Annotated in this window: 20 protein-coding genes; 6 read left to right on the forward strand and 14 right to left on the reverse strand. The window is 34.1% G+C overall.

Going from position 1 to position 18,381, the window contains the following annotated elements; genetic code table 11:
* The first annotated feature begins 16 nt into the window (after nt 1–16).
* The gene (locus tag FA045_RS10135) at nt 17–487 is read left to right on the forward strand and encodes a thiol-disulfide oxidoreductase DCC family protein (RefSeq protein WP_225871317.1); all 471 of its coding nucleotides are present in this window, start codon (nt 17–19) and stop codon (nt 485–487) included.
* Here the strand turns inward: FA045_RS10135 and FA045_RS10140 are convergent, their stop codons facing one another.
* From FA045_RS10140 to FA045_RS10155, 4 genes are all read right to left on the reverse strand, one after another.
* Entirely contained in the window at nt 488–946 is a 459-nt protein-coding gene (locus FA045_RS10140; RefSeq protein WP_136876963.1) for an acyltransferase, read from the reverse strand.
* Between the two features lie 39 nt (nt 947–985).
* Nucleotides 986–1,201, reverse strand: coding sequence for a hypothetical protein (locus FA045_RS10145; RefSeq protein WP_136876964.1), 216 nt, complete (start codon nt 1,199–1,201; stop codon nt 986–988).
* Between the two features lie 116 nt (nt 1,202–1,317).
* On the reverse strand, nt 1,318–1,695 hold the full coding sequence (locus FA045_RS10150; protein WP_136876965.1) for a DUF779 domain-containing protein: 378 nt from the start codon (nt 1,693–1,695) through the stop codon (nt 1,318–1,320).
* Nucleotides 1,696–1,938: 243 nt separating this feature from the next.
* A complete protein-coding gene (locus FA045_RS10155; RefSeq protein ID WP_136876966.1) occupies nt 1,939–3,444 on the reverse strand; it encodes an aldehyde dehydrogenase family protein in 1,506 nt (501 codons plus the stop codon).
* A gap of 162 nt (nt 3,445–3,606) precedes the next feature.
* Here FA045_RS10155 and FA045_RS10160 point away from each other — a divergent pair, with 162 nt between their 5' ends.
* Nucleotides 3,607–4,533, forward strand: coding sequence for an AraC family transcriptional regulator (locus FA045_RS10160; protein WP_136876967.1), 927 nt, complete (start codon nt 3,607–3,609; stop codon nt 4,531–4,533).
* A gap of 16 nt (nt 4,534–4,549) precedes the next feature.
* Here the strand turns inward: FA045_RS10160 and FA045_RS10165 are convergent, their stop codons facing one another.
* From FA045_RS10165 to FA045_RS10200, 8 genes are all read right to left on the reverse strand, one after another.
* Nucleotides 4,550–5,149, reverse strand: coding sequence for a hypothetical protein (locus FA045_RS10165; protein WP_136876968.1), 600 nt, complete (start codon nt 5,147–5,149; stop codon nt 4,550–4,552).
* 1 nt (nt 5,150) lies between these two features.
* The gene (locus FA045_RS10170) at nt 5,151–5,627 is read right to left on the reverse strand and encodes an RNA polymerase sigma factor (protein WP_136876969.1); all 477 of its coding nucleotides are present in this window, start codon (nt 5,625–5,627) and stop codon (nt 5,151–5,153) included.
* A complete protein-coding gene (locus tag FA045_RS10175) occupies nt 5,627–5,821 on the reverse strand; it encodes a hypothetical protein (protein WP_136876970.1) in 195 nt (64 codons plus the stop codon). Before FA045_RS10175 ends, FA045_RS10170 begins: the two co-directional genes overlap by 1 nt.
* A gap of 258 nt (nt 5,822–6,079) precedes the next feature.
* A complete protein-coding gene (locus FA045_RS10180) occupies nt 6,080–7,756 on the reverse strand; it encodes a beta-N-acetylhexosaminidase (RefSeq protein ID WP_136876971.1) in 1,677 nt (558 codons plus the stop codon).
* Between the two features lie 727 nt (nt 7,757–8,483).
* A complete protein-coding gene (gene rpsA / locus FA045_RS10185) occupies nt 8,484–10,415 on the reverse strand; it encodes a 30S ribosomal protein S1 (protein ID WP_136876972.1) in 1,932 nt (643 codons plus the stop codon).
* A 348-nt stretch (nt 10,416–10,763) separates the two neighbouring features.
* The gene (locus FA045_RS10190) at nt 10,764–11,477 is read right to left on the reverse strand and encodes an SH3 domain-containing protein (RefSeq protein WP_136876973.1); all 714 of its coding nucleotides are present in this window, start codon (nt 11,475–11,477) and stop codon (nt 10,764–10,766) included.
* Between the two features lie 292 nt (nt 11,478–11,769).
* Entirely contained in the window at nt 11,770–13,326 is a 1,557-nt protein-coding gene (locus tag FA045_RS10195; RefSeq protein WP_136876974.1) for a TPM domain-containing protein, read from the reverse strand.
* A 45-nt stretch (nt 13,327–13,371) separates the two neighbouring features.
* Nucleotides 13,372–14,205, reverse strand: a complete 834-nt coding sequence (locus FA045_RS10200; protein ID WP_136876975.1) for a 3-keto-disaccharide hydrolase — start codon at nt 14,203–14,205, stop codon at nt 13,372–13,374.
* A gap of 50 nt (nt 14,206–14,255) precedes the next feature.
* Here FA045_RS10200 and FA045_RS10205 point away from each other — a divergent pair, with 50 nt between their 5' ends.
* Entirely contained in the window at nt 14,256–14,561 is a 306-nt protein-coding gene (locus FA045_RS10205) for a DUF6922 domain-containing protein (RefSeq protein WP_136876976.1), read from the forward strand.
* Nucleotides 14,516–15,148, forward strand: a complete 633-nt coding sequence (locus tag FA045_RS10210) for a nucleotidyl transferase AbiEii/AbiGii toxin family protein (RefSeq protein WP_136876977.1) — start codon at nt 14,516–14,518, stop codon at nt 15,146–15,148. Before FA045_RS10205 ends, FA045_RS10210 begins: the two co-directional genes overlap by 46 nt.
* Here the strand turns inward: FA045_RS10210 and cmk are convergent, their stop codons facing one another.
* Nucleotides 15,149–15,832 carry a (d)CMP kinase gene (cmk, locus tag FA045_RS10215; protein WP_136876978.1) on the reverse strand — a complete coding sequence of 228 codons (684 nt, stop codon included), beginning with the start codon at nt 15,830–15,832 and terminating at the stop codon, nt 15,149–15,151.
* A gap of 48 nt (nt 15,833–15,880) precedes the next feature.
* Between cmk and arfB the strand changes: the two genes are divergently transcribed.
* Nucleotides 15,881–16,291, forward strand: coding sequence for an alternative ribosome rescue aminoacyl-tRNA hydrolase ArfB (gene arfB / locus FA045_RS10220; RefSeq protein ID WP_136876979.1), 411 nt, complete (start codon nt 15,881–15,883; stop codon nt 16,289–16,291).
* Nucleotides 16,292–16,349: 58 nt separating this feature from the next.
* On the forward strand, nt 16,350–17,375 hold the full coding sequence (locus FA045_RS10225) for an MAC/perforin domain-containing protein (RefSeq protein ID WP_136876980.1): 1,026 nt from the start codon (nt 16,350–16,352) through the stop codon (nt 17,373–17,375).
* A 43-nt stretch (nt 17,376–17,418) separates the two neighbouring features.
* Here the strand turns inward: FA045_RS10225 and FA045_RS10230 are convergent, their stop codons facing one another.
* Complete coding sequence (locus FA045_RS10230; RefSeq protein WP_136876981.1) at nt 17,419–18,381, reverse strand: lipid A deacylase LpxR family protein; 963 nt, start codon at nt 18,379–18,381, stop codon at nt 17,419–17,421.

Here is an 18,381-nt window from a genome sequence, read left to right on the forward strand (position 1 = left end):
TAAGTATTAATATACTTTGAACAGAATTAAGCAACAATATGATATTGCTTTCAATAATACATTTTTAAGCTGTAACTTTAAAATTATGAATGGAAATGATATTATTTTTTTCGATGGACTTTGTAATCTCTGTAATAGGGCAGTACAATTTACCATTGAAAGAGATAAAAGCAACGTTTTTCGATTCGCTTCTTTGCAGAGTGATTACGCCAACCAAAAGTTAAAACCATTTAACATTGAACCTAGCGAAGGCAATAGTTTCGTGTTATTAGAAGGAGAGAAAGTTTACCAACGCTCTACGGCAGCTCTAAGAGTAGCCAGAAAACTAACTGGACTTTGGCCATTACTTTATGGGTTTATTGTTGTGCCTCCATTTATAAGAGATGGAGTTTACAGTTATATTGCAAAAAACAGGTATAATTGGTTTGGCAAACAAGAAAGCTGCTGGGTGCCTACTCCAGGATTGAAAAGTAAATTTTTAGGTTAACTAGCTTAAAAATGATAAATTTATATTTAAGGATCTGCTTAAAAAATAAGCAAAACAGAGGCTGATCAGCATAATAAACAGATTAGATATAGAACGAATAATCCAACGATGTTGAGCTAAATCTTGTTTAAAATAATTACTGATTAAAACAACTGTTCCCATAATTAAAAACCAGCAAGAAAATAGGAAAGATGTTTGTCCACGAAAAAGTAGGGTAACAGTATCATGAATTAGTCCGCAAAACACAAAGGTTACGATTAGAGAAATACTTGTTGGTAAAAAATGCTTTATTGGCTTAAATATTTTTTTGCCAAGATAGTATCCAAATATTGGATTCCAAAAGTTCCAAAATGAGGAGAAGTTTTTAGCGCCAAGAGCTCGGTATAAATTTTTAGCTAATGATTGAGGATGTCCGATAGGAACTCCATTTCTTTTCTTTACATATTCGGCTAATGTCATGTTACTTCGGAACTTTGGCGATTTTTGTTGTCAAATTTCCTAATCAGTTTTGATTTTTGTTTTCGGTTTCCAAAGCCACAAAGACAATAATGCCAATGGCAAGCTTATACTTAACGATATGATGATCAAAATCGGTCTTTGCTTAACAATCTCTACTTCATTGTTGGTAAAAATGATAAAGGTTTCCTTTAATGCATAAAGCGTAATTAAAGTGCAAATGATGGCCAATATTTTTCGCATAGTTCTAATTTCCATTCAAAGATTAGATTAATTTTTGATCCTTACCAATATTTTTTAACATCGTGATGGTTAAAAAACAAAAAGCCAGCTAAACAATGTCTAACCGGCTCTAATCAAACCAAAAATAAAGCTTATTCTCCTTCTCGTTTTATCGGAGTTAAGTTTTTTAACTCCTCTTCGTTAAAGAGCGTGTAGTGTATTTTAAATGTTTTATTTAATGGAGTTTCTAAAGAAAAGCCACCTACGCCAAAACCATCCAAAACATCAAGGTTAAAGTGCGAATATTTCCAGTATTCGAATAAATCTCTATCTACCCAAAACTCACAGCCTTCAATTTCTCCAATACAGGCATCATTCATTCTCATATAATAGCCGCCTTTTTCAAAACATTGAGGTTGAGTGCCTTCACAGCATCCGCCAGCTTGGTAAAACATCAATTCGCCATGCGTTACTTTTAGTTCTTTAATTAGGGATATTGCTTTTTCTGTAGCATCTAATCTTTTTACCATAAATGATGTATTATTAATTGCCTAACATTAAAAATTAGTTTCAATCTGAACATCAGAAGCAATCTATTTTGCATTTAGGCTATTAAGGTGCAAAACTGTGTGAAAGATTGCTTCGTCGCTGCACTTCCCTCGCAAGGACGAGCGCCCTAAACGCTTAACTTAATGATATTGGGCACCCGCGGCAGGTAGTCGTAGACCATTCGTTTATTCCTTCGACATGCTCAGGCTGACAATTTCTCTATATCAAAAGAAACCTAATTTATTTTTATCATAAGAAATCAGCATATTTTTAGTTTGGCGATAATGACCTAACATCATTTTATGATTTTCTCTGCCAATACCAGATTGTTTATAACCACCAAATGGTGCTCCAGCAGGATACGAGTGATACTGGTTAACCCAAACTCTGCCAGCTTGTACTGCCCTTGGTACCTGATAAAGTTCATGCGCATCACGTGTCCAAACCCCCGCTCCTAAACCATATAGTGTATCGTTTGCAATTTCAATAGCTTCTTCTACAGTTTTAAAAGTTGTTACTGCTAATACTGGCCCAAAAATCTCTTCTTGGAAGATACGCATTTTGTTGTGACCTTTAAAAATGGTTGGTTTAATGTAGTAGCCTGTTGCAAGCTCGCCTTCTAAGTGGTTTACTTCGCCTCCAGTTAATAGCTCTGCACCTTCTTCTTTCCCTAATTTAATGTAGGCTGCAATTTTTTCGTATTGGATTTTCGATGCTTGTGCACCCATCATCACTGTACGGTCTAACGGGCTGCCAATTTTAATAGCTTCGGTTCTTTCGATTACTTTGGCTATAAATTTCTCGTAAATATCTTCTTGTACCAGTAAACGAGAAGGGCAGGTACAAATTTCGCCCTGATTTAATGCAAACATTACAGCACCTTCTACAGCTTTGTCTAAAAATGCATCATCATGATCCATTACAGAGCTAAAGAATATATTTGGTGATTTTCCGCCTAATTCTAATGTAACCGGAATGATATTTTCAGTTGCGTATTGCATCACTAAACGGCCAGTAGGAGTGGATCCCGTAAACGCTGCTTTATTTACCTTAGGGTTAGTTACCAAATGGCGACCTAATTCTGCACCAAAGCCATTTACTACGTTAATTACACCTGGAGGCAATAAATCGCCAATTAATTCCATTAAAACCATAATAGAGGTTGGTGTGCTTTCTGCAGGTTTTAATACTACACAATTACCAGCAGCTAAAGCAGGAGCCAATTTCCAAATACCCATTAATAAAGGAAAATTCCATGGGATAATTTGAGCAACTACACCAAGTGGTTCTTGAACTATTAAAGAAACAGTATGTTCGTCTAATTCGGTATGCGAACCTTCTTCGGCACGAATAACGCCAGCGAAATATCTGAAGTGATCAATACCTAATGGTAAATCTGCTGCTAAGGTTTCTCTAATTGCTTTTCCATTGTCAATGGTTTCAACAGTGGCAAGATATTCTAAGTTATCTTCCATCCGCTGTGCGATTTTATTTAAGATGATGCTTCTTTCAGTTGGCGAGGTTTTGCTCCATGTTTTAAAAGCTTCGTGTGCTGCATCAACAGCTAATACTAAGTCTTCTTTTGATGAATGAGCTGCTTTTGTAAATACTTTTCCATCAATTGGAGATATGTTATCAAAGTATTTTCCGTTTACGGGAGCAACAAATTTACCTCCAATGTAATTGTCGTAATGCGATTTAAATTCTGGTCGTTTTACTAAATTTTCCATGTTATTTAAGATTTGGTTAATACAAACCTAATGGCAAACGCTACCCCAGAGATAGTAAAATCGTTTCATCTAGTAGCATTATAGTTGCATTGAATGTAACCTTTACGAAATAAAGTTATATTTGAGTAATACGTTGATAGCTAACCAAATCATATTAATGATATGCAGCATACATTAAATCAAGTGAGCTTAAGCAAAGCTGAAAATTTGCAAACGCTAGTAGAAAATAGAACCGCATATACTTTAGAACGTTGTGAGTTGAGTGTTTTTGAAACTTACACGCCATCGTTTAAAGTGCCATTAACTTTTAACGATTTTGTGATTACCAGTATGTTGCGAGGTAAAAAGGTAATGCATTTGTTTGATAAACAGGGGTTTGATTATATGCCAGGAGAAACGGTTATTGTGCCGCCTGATGTAACCATGAAAATTGATTTTCCAGAAGCATCTGATTTAAATCCAACACAATGTATTGCATTAGCTATTGATAACGATCAGATTAAAAAAACGATCAGCTACCTGAACGAATTTTTCCCGAAAGAGGATAGTAAAAGTAAATGGTTGTTAAATTACGATGAATATCATTTTTATAACAACGAAGAAATTGCTTATTTGATTAACAAAGTTATCAGAATTTGTTCCGAAAAGTCAATGGAAAAAGATGTGCTTGCCGATTTAACATTAAAGGAGCTTTTAATTAGAATTATGCAAAGTCAGAACTTAAAAACGATAAATGATGAGCATTATAATCTCAACCATAATCCTTTGGCTTATGTAATTGGCTATATCAAAAATAACCTAAATCAGAAAATAAGTATCGATAATTTAAGCAGCAAAGCCTGCATGAGTAAAGCTACGTTTTACCGTTTGTTTAAGCGTGAATTAGGGATTAGTCCGAATGACTATATTTTGGCCGAAAAAATGAGCAAAGCAAAAGAGTTATTAGCAAAACCAGGCGCTAAAATAGCTGCGATTAGTTATGAACTTGGATTTAGCGATTCTAATTATTTTATCAGGGCATTTAAAAAGATTGTAGGAATTACGCCTGGTGCTTTTCAAATACAAGCTTTACTTCAAATCGTTCATTAGATGGATAGTTTCTCAATTAGTCATTCAATTCTTCTATTTTACTTTCTAAGGCTTTAATAGGTTCCTTAAAAATGCTATCATTCATTTTTTGAGCGATAAAAATAAATGGAATACTAAACAACATGCAAAAAAACAACTGCCAACTAAGGTTAGGCAAGCCGATAACAGTTTCTAGATTTTGATGTACATACAATTTATAGGCTATCCAACCAATTGGCCCAATTATTGGCAAAAAGGCATAGCCAAAAAGATTTTCCATTCTTAAAATACGTTGTATTGATTTTAGATTGTCTGCTAAAACTTGTTTAGTAGTAGAATTGAAATCTATTGCAGTTTTAATCTTTTGAAACTCTCTTTGCCCAAAAAATCTACACATTTCGTAAGTAATAAATACAGCTATTAATAAAAATTGTAAGTCGTTTTTAACAAATAATGCTGCAATAAGCATTTGGATGTTAATTATTCTTATCCATCTCAGCTTCCATTTTAATTTAAACAATATGTCTCCAAGTAAACTATGAGATCGGGTATCAAATTTAAAAGTTGCAATTGCTGGTGTTTGGTCTTTGGCTGTAAATTCAACATTCATATTTTGCCACTCTTGTTGTAAGTCCATGCTATTTTTTATTTAAGATTGTTGTTAATTGTTGTTTAATACGATGTAACTTAACGTTAGTGTTTGTTTTTGAAAGTCCCATCATCTCGCTAATTTCGGTATTGTCGAAACCATCTAGATGCAGCATAATTATACTCCGATCTATTTCGGCTAATTGTTTTATAGCTCGGTATAAAAAATCAGCCTGTTCCGACAATTCTTTAGGTTCTGAAGAAATTTCTGGAAAAGTATTTTCTTTGATAGATGATGCCTTTTTTCTTTTGTTTAAGTAGGTTAGGGCAACGTTTAAACTAATTCTGTATAACCAAGTAGAAAATTTAGCATTACCTTCAAACCTTTCGTAAGCACTCCAACTTTGAAAAACAATTTCCTGATATAAATCTTTTCTGTCCTCTAAATCATCAGCATAAAGATTTACCACCTTTAGTATAATCCCTTTATGTTCTTCAATTTTTTGGAGATAAGCCTTTTCTGTCATTATTCTTTAGACTTTAAAGATTTCCTTGTTGCTTTGAACTCTTCGTAAATTTGTGTAGTGGTTATAATAAAGGATATTGTTGCGATTAACAACATGATGTATTTAAGTATTGGATGCATTTCTGTAGTAGCTAAGATTATGATAAGAAATGCAGTTAAGCCGACTTTTGAATTTTTATTTTCCATTTTGCTCATGTTAAACTGTTTAATTTGTACAGTTAGTAAGCAATGAAGCTCAAAAATTACAATAGTCGTAAACTAATTAAAAATTCAAACTATCGGCTAGCGGTTATCGATGCAAATACTGAGAACAAGGCATCTGTTATTACCACATAGGTATATAGAAAAAACAGCTTTGAACATTATGTGCTAGGTGAACTATGTCACTATGTGTTTAATTTTTTAATGCTTCCAACACTTTTAACATCATTACTTATATAGGTCTAAGCTTCTTTAAGGGTTTGGGTTTAGGTACCTTTTGCTGTAAGTTATTCCCATCAAATCATAACGTTTAAACTGAGTTTTCAACCTTCTTAAAAAATCTGGATAGTTTTTATTTCCCTTTGGGCTCCATAAAATTTCGCTCAAAGCATCCATTCTAGGAAACAACATGTATTCTATTTTAGCAGGGTTTGCAATATATTCCGACCATAGATTTCCTTGAGCTCCCCAAATGTATTTGGCTTGTTCGGCATTCAATTCAGCTGGAACAGGTTCGTAGTTGTAAACTGTTTCTAGAGGTAAAAATTTATTTGCAGCCAAGCTATCATCATTCATAAATTGTTTATGATTTAGATATAGCTTTTCTTCTGGTGTCATAATTACTTTTTGCTTTATTTTTGCTGCCGCGATGCCACCTTTTTCACCACGCCAACTCATTACTACAGCATTTGGCGCAAGGCCACCATCTAAAATCTCATCCCAGCCTATAATGGTTTTCCCTTTGCTGTTTACAAATTTCTCGATGCGATTAATGAAATAACTTTGTAATGCACTTTCGTCTTTCAGGTTATTTGCTTTCATCATTTGTTGTGTGGCTGCATCTTTTCTCCACCAAATTTTCGAGGCTTCATCGCCTCCAATGTGGATGTATTGCGACGGGAATAAATCCATTACTTCAGTTAAAACATCTTCTAAAAATTTAAAAGTTTTTTCAGTAGGCGCAAAAACATTATTGTATTTATTCATCATTCCCCAACTTTCGGCTACTTTATAACCACTTGTTGGGTCTGTACCAAATTCTGGGTAGGCAGCCAAAGCTGCCATACTATGTGCAGGCATTTCAATTTCAGGGATGATGGTAATGTATCTTTTAGCGGCATAATCAATTACGTCCTTGATTTCTTCTTGTGTGTAATAGCCACCATGTTTAATGCCGTCTGTTTTAATAGTTGCATTTGCAGGTGTAATTTTTACATCGTTAGGTAAAACCTGATATTTGATATTTTCATTTCCTTTGCCTGGCCATAAGCCTACAATGCTGCCATTTCTCCAAGCGCCAACTTCGGTTAGTTTAGGATATTTTTTAATCTCTATTCTCCAACCATGATCATCTGTTAAATGCCAATGAAAATAATTCATTTTATGCAAAGCGAGGTAATCGATGTATTTTTTAACCGTTGCTACATCAAAAAAATGACGACTAACATCGAGATGCATGCCACGGTAGTCGAAACGGGGAAAGTCTACAATTTGAACACTAGGTATAATTAATTTCGAATTTACTTGGTTAGGAAGAAGTTGTATTAGACTTTGAACTCCATAAAATAAATCTTTTGGAGATGATGAGCCAAGATTTATGGTATTTGTTAAAACCATTAAGAAGTATTGATCAGCTTTTTTGTAAATCTTTTTGTCAGTGACAAATTGTATCCTTTTATTTGAATTTCCTTCTGTTGAGGTTACTATAGAAAGTTTAAGTTTGTAATATTTTTCTAAATAATTAGCAAAATATTCTGCAGCATTTCTGGCATCTTCGCTTGAAATATATAAGGAGGTTTCATTATCAATAATGAAATCTGGAAAGTCACTTTTGTCAATTTGCGCAGGTTTCGGAATGATATTTATTTCTTGCGCAGAAATGTTTACATTTAAAGCTATAATTAAAAAGAGGAAAGCTACTTTTTTCATTGGATTAGGTTTGATTTTCAAAAATAAGAAAAATAAACTTGATGCATTAAAAGTGATTAGTTTATGCATATAACAACGAGATTCTTCGCATCGCTCTGAATGACAAAGAAACAAAACCTCACCCTGTTAAAGCTAGTGGTTTAAAACAGTTCCTTTGTCTCTCCGCCGCGGCGGAAGAGGGACTGCGAAGACAGAGCTTTTACTACAAAACGTTGATAGGGTGAGGTTTATACTATTGAACGGAAATGTTGCCAAGCATCACTAGCTTTCAATTATAAACCCGATTGGATGAAAAGCTCCCGATTTATCGGGACTTGTAAGAAAAGCGGGGCAGAAGTAAGCGATGAGCATTAACATTCGTTTTCTAATATTTACCATATAAGGCATTTAAGGAAATATAAGACAGAGCTTCAATGAACTTATATTTCTTATATGGTTTGATAAATAAAAACAGATTCCTCGCAAGCTCGGAATGACAAAGAACCGAAACCTCACCTTGTTAAAGCAAGTGATTAAACGCAGTTACTTTTTTTCTCCGCCGCGGCGGAAGAGGGAGTGCATTGGACAGAAGCTAAACAACAAAACGCTCATAGGGTGAGGTTAAACTGAAAAGGAGATTGCCGCAGTCGATGAAAAATCTCCTTCGCAATGACGAGCCTCTAAACACAAAAAAAATCCCGATAAGCATTTGCCTATCGGGATTAAATGTATTAGCTAGTTAAAAAGCTTATTTTTTGTTTTTGCTTTCTTCGCCTTCCATTTGCTCTTTTAATTGAGCAAGAACGCTAAGATCACCTAATGTAGATTTCTCTACAGAATCTTTCACTTTTTTAACTGCACTTACAGAAGCTTTAGCTTCTTTCTTTTTAGTAGCTCTTTCTTCAGCAGCAACTTCAGCTTTAGCCTCTTCCCAAATACGGGCGTGAGATACAACGATACGTTTAGCATCTTTGTTAAACTCAATGATTTTAAATTCATTGGTTTCTTCAGCTTTGATTACAGAACCGTCTTCTTTAGCCATGTGTTTAGTAGGTACGAAACCTTCTACACCATAAGGTAAAGCAATAACAGCACCTTTATCAGTTACTTTAACTACTGTACCTGTATGAACTGAATCAAGGGTAAAGATAGTTTCGAAAGTATCCCAAGGGTTTTCTTCTAATTGTTTGTGACCTAAAGATAATTTGCGGTTTTCAACATCAAGTTCTAAAACAACAACATCTAATGTATCACCAACTTTAGTAAACTCGTTAGGGTGATTAACTTTTTTGCTCCAAGATAAGTCAGAAATGTGGATTAATCCGTCAATTCCTTCTTCAATTTCAACAAATACACCGAAGTTAGTCATGTTTTTAACTACAGCTTGGTGTTTGCTGCCAATTTGATATCTTTCTGCAACAGCTCCCCAAGGATCTTGAGTTAATTGTTTAATACCTAAGCTCATTTTACGCTCATCTCTGTCTAAAGTTAAAACTTCAGCTTCGATCTCGTCGTTAACTTTCAAGAATTCTTGAGGTGAACGTAAGTTTTGTGACCAGCTCATTTCTGAAACGTGGATTAAACCTTCAACACCTGGAATGATTTCTAAGAAAGCACCGTAATCTGCAACAGTAACAATTTTACCTTTAACTTTAGAACCAACAGCTAAGTTAGTATCTAAATTTTCCCAAGGGTGAGGAGTTAATTGTTTTAAACCTAAAGCGATACGTTTTTTCTCATCATCAAAGTCTAAAACAACAACGTTGATTTTTTCGTCTAATGACAATACTTCTTTTGGATGCTCTATGCGGCCCCAAGAAATATCAGTAATGTGAAGTAAACCATCAACACCACCTAAATCGATGAACACACCGAAATCAGTAATGTTTTTAACAGTACCTTCTAATACTTGACCTTTTTCTAATTTAGAAACGATTTCAACTTTTTGGCTTTCTAAATCGTCTTCAATTAAGATTTTGTGAGATACTACAACGTTTTTAAATTCGTGGTTGATTTTTACAACTTTGAATTCCATTGTTTTACCAACGTAAACATCGTAATCACGGATAGGTTTAATGTCAATTTGAGATCCAGGTAAGAAAGCTTCTACACCCATAATGTCAACAATTAAACCACCTTTAGTACGGCTTTTCACGAAACCATTAATAATGGTATCATTGTCAAGCGCAGCGTTGATGGTTTCCCAAGAACGTTGTGTTTTTGCTCTCTTGCGAGATAAAATCAACTGACCATTCGCATCTTCTGGAGCTTCTACGAAAACATCCACTGAATCGCCAATTTTCAAATCAGGTGTATCTCTAAACTCTGAAGTAGAAACTAAACCGTCAGATTTGAAACCTACGTTTAATACTACGTCTTTGTTGTTGATAGACACAACGATACCACTAATGATTTCGCCTTGTGTGATTTGGTTGAAAGTATCTGTGTACATATCTTCAAACTTTTTACGGTCTGCGTCACTGTAGTTACCAAATACTTTATCATCTGCATCCCAATCAAAATCCTGATCTGGTGTTGCTAAAGATGATTTGATTTGTTCGATAGAAACCGAATCAGCTTCTGACTCAATTGTTTCTTTCTCGGTTAGACGAGCGTCTGCACCTTGTAGTTCGGCATTTGTTGCCTCTAGTTCTTTTTCTGCTACTTGTTTTTTAGCCATTAATTAATAATCTCCTTTGTTCCCTATTTAGGGACTGCAAAGGTAGAAATTTCTTTTTTAAAAGGAAAGTTTTTTTTAATAAATGTTGCTGATATTAAGCTATTTATAATTCCCCTCCCTCGGAGGGGTGCCTGAAGGGCGGGGTGGTTTTTATAATTTATCAGAAATTTATTTATTAGAAAAGCAAAAACTTAGCTTTTTTTAAGGTTAGTCCCGTTTTTCGCTTTACTCGCTTCGTACCTCAACTTCGTGCTCGCTACAACCGGGTTTAAAATGCAAAACCTGTGCTAAAATTAAAAACCGTTATGGCGTAAATCTGTGTTTATCCCTATTACCTTTGATTAAAATCTACTGCTTAGTAAAAGTCCCTCTGGTAAAACCTTCGCCAACTAGCGTATTGTCATCTCTCATTAACAACATGATCGTATTTTCTTGCTGTTTGAATTTAATGATATCGCCTTCAACCGTGTATTTGGTTGTAATTAAGGTATCCATGTAAGCGTCTTCAATAATAACGTTGTTTGCCTTAAACTCAAATGAATTATAATCGCCGTCGCCATGGTTTAAGTATTTACCAGCAACAGATTTTTCTACGATAAAAGTTAAATAGCTTAAATAACCAACTGCTAAAACTACACATGTGGCCAAAACCATTAAAACTTTATTATTTAAAAATTTAAAAATTATAAATAATGAGCCTAACATAATAATGGCTACAAAAGCAATAAAAATTGTCTTAGAATTATCTTTGCTTGTTTGTTGTTGTACCATAACTTTAGGAGCATCAGCTTTTTTTGCAGGCATAGGAGAAACCCTAGTTAAGTATTGGCTACTCACAAATCCTTCGCCATTGGTTACCTTAACTTTAAAATATTTGGCATCAGTTGAATCTAAAACTTGCACATTTTCGTTTTGTGGAACAAAACCTACTTTTTTACTTGTTGGGTCTTTAGTTTCTCGAACATTTAGTTTATCTGCAGTTACTTTATACATATCTTGCGCAATAGCACCAATAGAAAAAGACAATAAAGTAATTATAAAAAGGGGGAATTTATAGGTCATGTTTTTGAATTTAGCTTAGTATTTTAAGCTTTAGCTATTAGAAATTATAAAGATTTGAAGCCTCAAAAGTAGGAAACCCTTTTAAAAACTAGCCAAAAATTTTAAAATTAACAACATTTAGCGCTAAATGTTTTGGCTTTATGCTATTGGTTAATAATAGCAATGGCCCTGCATTTTAAACCAGATTGAGCTAAATAGCCCACAGCGAAGTATAACGAAGCGAGGACTATAAGCGAAAGCAGGGCTAACATTAATAGAAGCTAAGGAAACTGATTTTCAAATAAAAAATAATTTACCAGCTACCACCAGCACCACCACCGCTACTGCTACCGCCACCAAAACTACCACTACTGCTAGATGAACTGCTGCTAGATGAACTACCACTTGATGACGAGCTAGACTCTACAAGTTTAGCTAAGGTTACCCATTTGATAAACTCTACATGGTTACAGAAACAACATTCATGAGTTAGCTTCGCTGTGCCAGTACTACTATAAGTTGGGGATTTTGTTGTTTCTTGTTTATTGAGTTGATAAGTTCTAAAGTTACATTTGGGGCATTCGGTGTAGTTTTCAAATTCTTCGGCAGGCCAAACTTTAATTTGATGTTCTCTTTGGTCTTCGCTTAGCCAGATATCATAATCATAAGCTTTAATGAGCTCTTCTTTTCTTTGTCCTTTACTTAAATAAGGCTCGCCTTCTAGGTTAATATCTCTATCTAAACGAGACATTTGTTCTTTTTTGCTATCAAATATTGGAGCAAACCTTTCTACAGTTTTTGCTTTTTTAAAGGCGTGACTAATTAAGGCTACAATTATTGGAGGAGAAAAAACAATTAGCCACCAATATTTAGCATGAAAATCTTTAACTGCCTCGAAAAAATTTTCATCATCAAAATGTGTTCTTCTTAAGTTGCCAACAAAAGCATAATAACGAAAGAATAATCCGATTGCCAATAAAGCATAAAGAATGTACGGAATATGCGTGATTTGGAAATTATCAAAAAGACCGAATCCGCTTCCAAATGCGAGCACAAAAATAGAAATAAACACAAAAAAGAAGATACCAACGCAGCCTTTAATATAAACTGAATCGTAGCCGTTTTGATTTTCTAAAATTTGATTGATGTTCTTTTTGGAGCTAGCATTTTTCTTGCTAATAACTTTTGTTTTAACTGCTTTGAATGGCTTATCGGTTAGCGGTGTACTTTTTTTGGCTTTTTTATTCACCAATTTAAAAACGATAAAAAAGAGCAATATTATAGCAACAGAAGCACCTAATGTAAACTTCCAGTCGAAGCTTTTTTGCTCTTCTTGTTTAATTAAACCCTGTATTTCGGCTTTTGCTTTCGGGTTGGTTAATTTATTGCTAACCTCATCAATTGCATTCAAAATACCATCATCGTATAGGTTTTCTTTAAAAGCAGGAACTAGATTTCGTTCTCCAATTTGTTTTAGAACAATGTCTGGTAATAATCCTTCAACTCCATCGCCACTTATGAAACGATATTTTCTTCTATCGGCCGCGATAAACAATAACAAGCCATTATTACTACCCGCTTTGCCGATGCCCCATTCATCAAAAATGGCTTTGGCAAATTCAAAATCTTCTTGATCTTCTTCGAAATCTTTTACAAAAACGATGGCAAATTCTACTTTAGTCTCTTTTTCTAATTGAACGAGTTTTTCGTCCATTGCTGATACATTTGATAAAATCCCATCAGGATTGCTTACAAAATAATCTTGTCCGTTAGTTTTAGGGTTTGGAATTTGATCAACAGTGTAGAACTTTTGAGCGAAAGCAAAGGTGCTTATCCATATAAATAGGGCAAGCAGGAAAATTTTCTTCATAAAAGAGTTTAAATAAAAATTAATCTTTAGGGAAGATTGAAGGTTTTATTTTTCAGCTTTTAGCTTGGTAATCATTTTTTCCAGCTTAACTTTATCATTGGCATAAGGTGCTAAATCAAACAAGGCTACTTTTCTAAATTCAACAGGGTGGCTTTCGCTTTGCAAAGAAATATATCCGCCAGTTAAGCGCTTACCATCTTCTTTTACTTTAGGATCGAAGTTAATTACGCTACCACCACCAATTTGAGGTTTAGTGTATTGTAAAACCACTTCTTTATCTAAAATATGCTGAATTAACGAATCTCCTAAAACTAAAAACTCTGCAGTAACCCATTGGTCGCCAGCATAAGTTTTTGATTTAGATTCGAAACAATGTCCTTTATAAAGTTTATCATCAAGAAAAACCGTTGTGCCTGGTGTACAAACATTGCTGGTGTGTCGAAGATCTGTTCCATTTCCACCAAGTAATTGTGCCTCTACAGAGATAGGAAAATCTTGATCTTTTAGCATCGTTTTTGGATCTTGCCCATGCAGCATTGCACCACTGTTTCTAGTTGCCCAACCTTCGCCACCTTTGGCTTGCTCGCCAACAAAGCGATATTCTATTTTTAATAAATAATAAGAGAATGGTTTATTGTAGTGAATATGGCCGTATTGGAAGTTAAAATCTTCATAACCATCATACCTTACTTTCATCACACCATCTTCAACTCTAAACGTATTTGCATAGTTTTCGCCAACTTCGTGTTTGGCAATTTTTACGGTCCAATCATTTAAGTCTTTACCGTTAAAAAGATTAATCCATCCTTTTTGTGCAGAGCAAGAAGATAAGGTTAGTGCAAATAAAACTAAAAAATTGAATAGGGATTTATTGAACATAGTTGTTGCTGTTAAATTTAAAAGTAGAAAATAATAAGTAAATTTGTGTTATGTCAACCAACAAAAATATTCCGGTATTTGAAAAACGCATCTTTTGGGATGTGAATTTTGAGCGACTAGATTATGATAAAAAAGCTTCATTTATTATTGAAAGGGTTTTTGAACGCGGTGATGTGCAAGATATTCGTAATTGCAGAAGGTATTATGGTGATGATTTGGTTAGGACTGTTTTAATGAAGGCTAAATATTTGCCGATACATCGTTTGTATTTGGCTAGTGCAGTAATTGGTGAACCTATAGAACTTTTTAGATGTTATACTACAACACAGTTGAGTCCAAAACTCTCTCCATACTAAAACGTTTACTTAGCATTCCAGAACTGAAAGATTTTGCTTTAGTAGGAGGTACAGCATTGTCTTTAAAATACGGCCATCGACTATCTATCGATCTTGATTTGTTCAGTTGCTATAAGATAGAATTTCACAAAGAATTTATTATAAATGCATTGAGAAATGAGTTTGGCGATGATTTTATACCAGAAGTTATGCCAGCAAAATGGGCAGTTTTTGGATTTATTAAAAATGTTAAGGTTTATATTGTTTCTTATCCTCATCAAATTATTAGAGAATTAGATTTAACTGATGGGTTGAGAATGTTCAGTACAGAAGATATTATTGCAATAAAGTTTAACGCAATTTTGGGGCGTGGAAAGAAAAAAGACTTTTGGGATATGGCTGAATTGCTTAAAAACTTTAACCTAATTGATATGATGGCTTACCACAAAGAAAAATATCCCGAGCAAATGTTATTAATTTCCTTGCCTTCGGCATTAACCTATTTCGCAGATGCGGATGAAAGTGAAGATCCTATTAGTTTAAAAGGGCAAACCTGGGGAAAAGTAAAATCTTTCATCAGTAAAAAAGTTAGCGATTATTTAAAGTAATTAAGCCCTAGGTAAAAACGGATTAACTTTTTCTAATGCAAAATCTAACTGCTCTTGTTGTGTTAAATCTGTATTGTCTAAAATAATGGCATCTTCTGCTCTAACCAGCGGACTTTCTTTTCTAGTTGTATCGGCATAATCACGATGTGCTAGATTTTCAAAAACTTCTTCGAGTGTTGTAAAATTATCGCCTTTGGCAATCATTTCTTTATGTCTGCGCTCTGCTCTAATTTTTGGATCGGCAGTCATAAAAAATTTTACCTGAGCATCTTCAAAAACTGCTGTGCCAATATCACGGCCATCCATTACAATGTTTTTAGATTTGCCCATGCGCTGTTGCTGCTTTACCATATCATGGCGAACTTGTTTGTTGGCCGATACTTCACTCACGTTTTCAGAAACAGGCATTTGTCTAATTTCTTCAGAAACTTCTTCTCCGTTTAACAAAATATGAGATTCGTAATCACGAGAGTGGAAATTTAATTCGATATGATGTAAAGCATCATCAATAGCAGCTTGATTGGTCATATCAACTTTGTTGCGCAAAAAATAAAGCGTAACAGCTCTGTACATGGCGCCACTATCTATGTAAATAAAACCTAATTTTTTTGCCAAAGCTTTTGCCAATGTGCTTTTACCGCACGATGAATAGCCATCTATGGCTACAACTAGGTTTTTTCTCATAGTTTACAAATGTAAGATTTTGCTTTATTATTTATTTATTTTTGTAAAATGATACCTACTAAAGAAGAATTAATTAAAGAGCTTACTTTTAAAACATCGCGTAGCGGAGGCAAAGGCGGGCAAAATGTAAATAAAGTTTCGAGTAAAGTAGAACTGATTTTTAATCCACAAAATTCTTTGCTTTTTAATGATGATGAAAAGGTTTTATTATTAAAAAGGCTGGCTAATAGATTAGATTCAGAAGGTAATCTGCATATCGTTTCGCAAGAGGATAGAAGCCAATTACTAAACAAACAGCGGACAGTGATTAAGCTTGTAAAACTTTTAACTCAATGTTTGCAATTAGAAAAAAAACGGAAGCCAACAAAAATTCCGAAAACTGTTATTGCAAAAAGGTTAAACAATAAGGCGATCAATTCATCGAAGAAGGAGAATAGGAAGAAGCCGGGGTTTGATTAGTCTGAGCTTTTCAAATGGGTGTTTATTTGTTAGCTTTGCAAAACACACAAAAATACCCATGAAAAAAAATCTATTGTTGTTAGCTTTTGTAGCTACACTTGTTTCGTGCACGAAAAATCAGAATGAAAATGCTTTTCCAGAAGAGAAACTATCAGCCGATATTGATTTGGTAGTTAAAGGAGCTACGCAAGAGGTTAAGCCTTTATACCCATCATCTGATGTTTATAATTTTTTAGGATATGGATACGATGTAACTGATAAATTTGTTGATGAGGTTTCAGTAAGAGCAAGTGTATTAAATGTTACTGCGTATGCAGCGACGGGTACAAATAGAATAAATATGCCTAGAAGTTCTGAATCATCTTGGAAAAATGTGATTGGTAAAGATGCAGCAAATCTTTCTGAAAGATTGTCTAATATGTTTGAAGCTACTAGAGGGTTTAAGGTATTCGGAAATACCATTCAAAGTTCTTTTCCTACATCAAATTTTGCAAATTCAAACTATGTTTATGCATATTATTCTTATTATATGATCAGAAAAAGATTTGAATTTTATTATGAATCGGCGTTAAATGATTTTATAACTAATGATTTTATGACAGATATTAGTAAGCTAGACGCTGAGCAATTAGTTAAAAAGTACGGAACACACGTTTTAAGAAATATAAGCGTTGGGGCAAAATTTGATGTTGTTTATCAAGCCAATGCTACAGAAGGAGATAAAGAAAACATTAGTATGGAAGGACAAAGATATGCCTTGAAAAATACTTTTGGACTGATGACTGGCTATTTAGATCCTGTTAACTTAAAAAACTTAAATGCAAACTCATCTGCCAAAATATACTATAGCTCTATTGGTGGTGATCTCAATAAACTGAAAACAGAAACTATAAATAATAGATTGGTATTAAATATTTCAAACTGGGTTTCAAGTACAACTGAAGAAAAGGCACGTTTTATGGGCATTGCATCAGATGGTTTAGTGCCACTTTATCACTTCATTAGTGATAATAATAAAAAAGCAGAAGTAAAGCAATACATTGAGCAATATATTGATAGCAAAGAAGTTAAACTTACAAAGTAGGGAAATAATAAAGAGCAACTTTCATTGTTCTTTATTATTTCGTTTAGCTCCCAGATTTCCCAAACCTATAAAACATACTAATCATCCCATACTTGTTTGCTTTTGCCGAACTTTTCACTTCTTTAGATTTAAATATCAATCCAAAATCTAAAGTAAAACGTGGCGTGCTGTAATTAACACCAAGCTGCTGGGCAAAAACTAATGGTTTACGGCCAAATGTTATCGGACTATCGTTATTAAACATGCTGCCTTGTATGGTGGCATCATAAGCTACAAAGTTTAATTGCGGTTTGGCATAAAAGAAAGTTTCTCTTTTAACTAGTTTTTCTGTTTTGGCATTGTTGCTAATTACGGAGTTGGTATAACCAGAATTAAATAATTGATTAATTTTTCCTGCTCTAAATAATACTCCAGCACCAGCGCCACTAAAAGTTGTACCAACATTGGCGTATCCTTCAAAAGAGAAATCTACATCTTTTTTAGCAGAGCGATGTAAGAGCTGAGTATATTGCGTAGAAAGATTTACAGCAAATTCGTTGCTAATTTGATACTGCCAACCATCAATTTCATAAAAACCAACTAGGTCATGCAAAAGCTTTTGACCATCTTCTGCTAATGAATTTGGACCAACAGTACCTGCTTCTAGCCCTACTTTTAAAATTTTTTCGCTTTTGTAAAATAGATTAACGTTTCCGCCAGCATATAAATAACCTGCAAACGGACGATCCTGTTTAGCTGGATCAGGAACATTGCCAGATATGGCATTGAACATTTTCTGTCCAGCAGTTATTTCATAGGTTAATTTTTCTAAATTCCCACCAAGTTTTTGCTGGTCGGTAGCATGGCGAAAATAAATGAACAATCCATTGGTGTAATAACGATCTTGACCATAAAATAGGTAAGCATCGTTATCACTTTTAAAACCAAATTCATTTTTATAAGACTGAGCAAATAAGCTCGAACTTAATAACATAACAATTGCTAATAGCCCAATCTTTAATTTCAT

Source organism: Pedobacter cryotolerans, from assembly GCF_005116475.1.
Classification (GTDB): domain Bacteria; phylum Bacteroidota; class Bacteroidia; order Sphingobacteriales; family Sphingobacteriaceae; genus Pedobacter; species Pedobacter cryotolerans.

Bases quoted from the DNA above. Each gene is read 5' to 3' on its own strand.
- FA045_RS10140 (WP_136876963.1), bottom strand. From the start codon at position 946: ATGACATTAGCCGAATATGTAAAGAAAAGAAATGGAGTTCCTATCGGA.
- FA045_RS10145 (WP_136876964.1), bottom strand. From the start codon at position 1,201: ATGGAAATTAGAACTATGCGAAAAATATTGGCCATCATTTGCACTTTA.
- FA045_RS10150 (WP_136876965.1), bottom strand. From the start codon at position 1,695: ATGGTAAAAAGATTAGATGCTACAGAAAAAGCAATATCCCTAATTAAA.
- FA045_RS10155 (WP_136876966.1), bottom strand. From the start codon at position 3,444: ATGGAAAATTTAGTAAAACGACCAGAATTTAAATCGCATTACGACAAT.
- FA045_RS10160 (WP_136876967.1), top strand. From the start codon at position 3,607: ATGCAGCATACATTAAATCAAGTGAGCTTAAGCAAAGCTGAAAATTTG.
- FA045_RS10165 (WP_136876968.1), bottom strand. From the start codon at position 5,149: ATGGACTTACAACAAGAGTGGCAAAATATGAATGTTGAATTTACAGCC.
- FA045_RS10170 (WP_136876969.1), bottom strand. From the start codon at position 5,627: ATGACAGAAAAGGCTTATCTCCAAAAAATTGAAGAACATAAAGGGATT.
- FA045_RS10175 (WP_136876970.1), bottom strand. From the start codon at position 5,821: ATGAGCAAAATGGAAAATAAAAATTCAAAAGTCGGCTTAACTGCATTT.
- FA045_RS10180 (WP_136876971.1), bottom strand. From the start codon at position 7,756: ATGAAAAAAGTAGCTTTCCTCTTTTTAATTATAGCTTTAAATGTAAAC.
- rpsA (WP_136876972.1), bottom strand. From the start codon at position 10,415: ATGGCTAAAAAACAAGTAGCAGAAAAAGAACTAGAGGCAACAAATGCC.
- FA045_RS10190 (WP_136876973.1), bottom strand. From the start codon at position 11,477: ATGACCTATAAATTCCCCCTTTTTATAATTACTTTATTGTCTTTTTCT.
- FA045_RS10195 (WP_136876974.1), bottom strand. From the start codon at position 13,326: ATGAAGAAAATTTTCCTGCTTGCCCTATTTATATGGATAAGCACCTTT.
- FA045_RS10200 (WP_136876975.1), bottom strand. From the start codon at position 14,205: ATGTTCAATAAATCCCTATTCAATTTTTTAGTTTTATTTGCACTAACC.
- FA045_RS10205 (WP_136876976.1), top strand. From the start codon at position 14,256: ATGTCAACCAACAAAAATATTCCGGTATTTGAAAAACGCATCTTTTGG.
- FA045_RS10210 (WP_136876977.1), top strand. From the start codon at position 14,516: ATGTTATACTACAACACAGTTGAGTCCAAAACTCTCTCCATACTAAAA.
- cmk (WP_136876978.1), bottom strand. From the start codon at position 15,832: ATGAGAAAAAACCTAGTTGTAGCCATAGATGGCTATTCATCGTGCGGT.
- arfB (WP_136876979.1), top strand. From the start codon at position 15,881: ATGATACCTACTAAAGAAGAATTAATTAAAGAGCTTACTTTTAAAACA.
- FA045_RS10225 (WP_136876980.1), top strand. From the start codon at position 16,350: ATGAAAAAAAATCTATTGTTGTTAGCTTTTGTAGCTACACTTGTTTCG.
- FA045_RS10230 (WP_136876981.1), bottom strand. From the start codon at position 18,381: ATGAAATTAAAGATTGGGCTATTAGCAATTGTTATGTTATTAAGTTCG.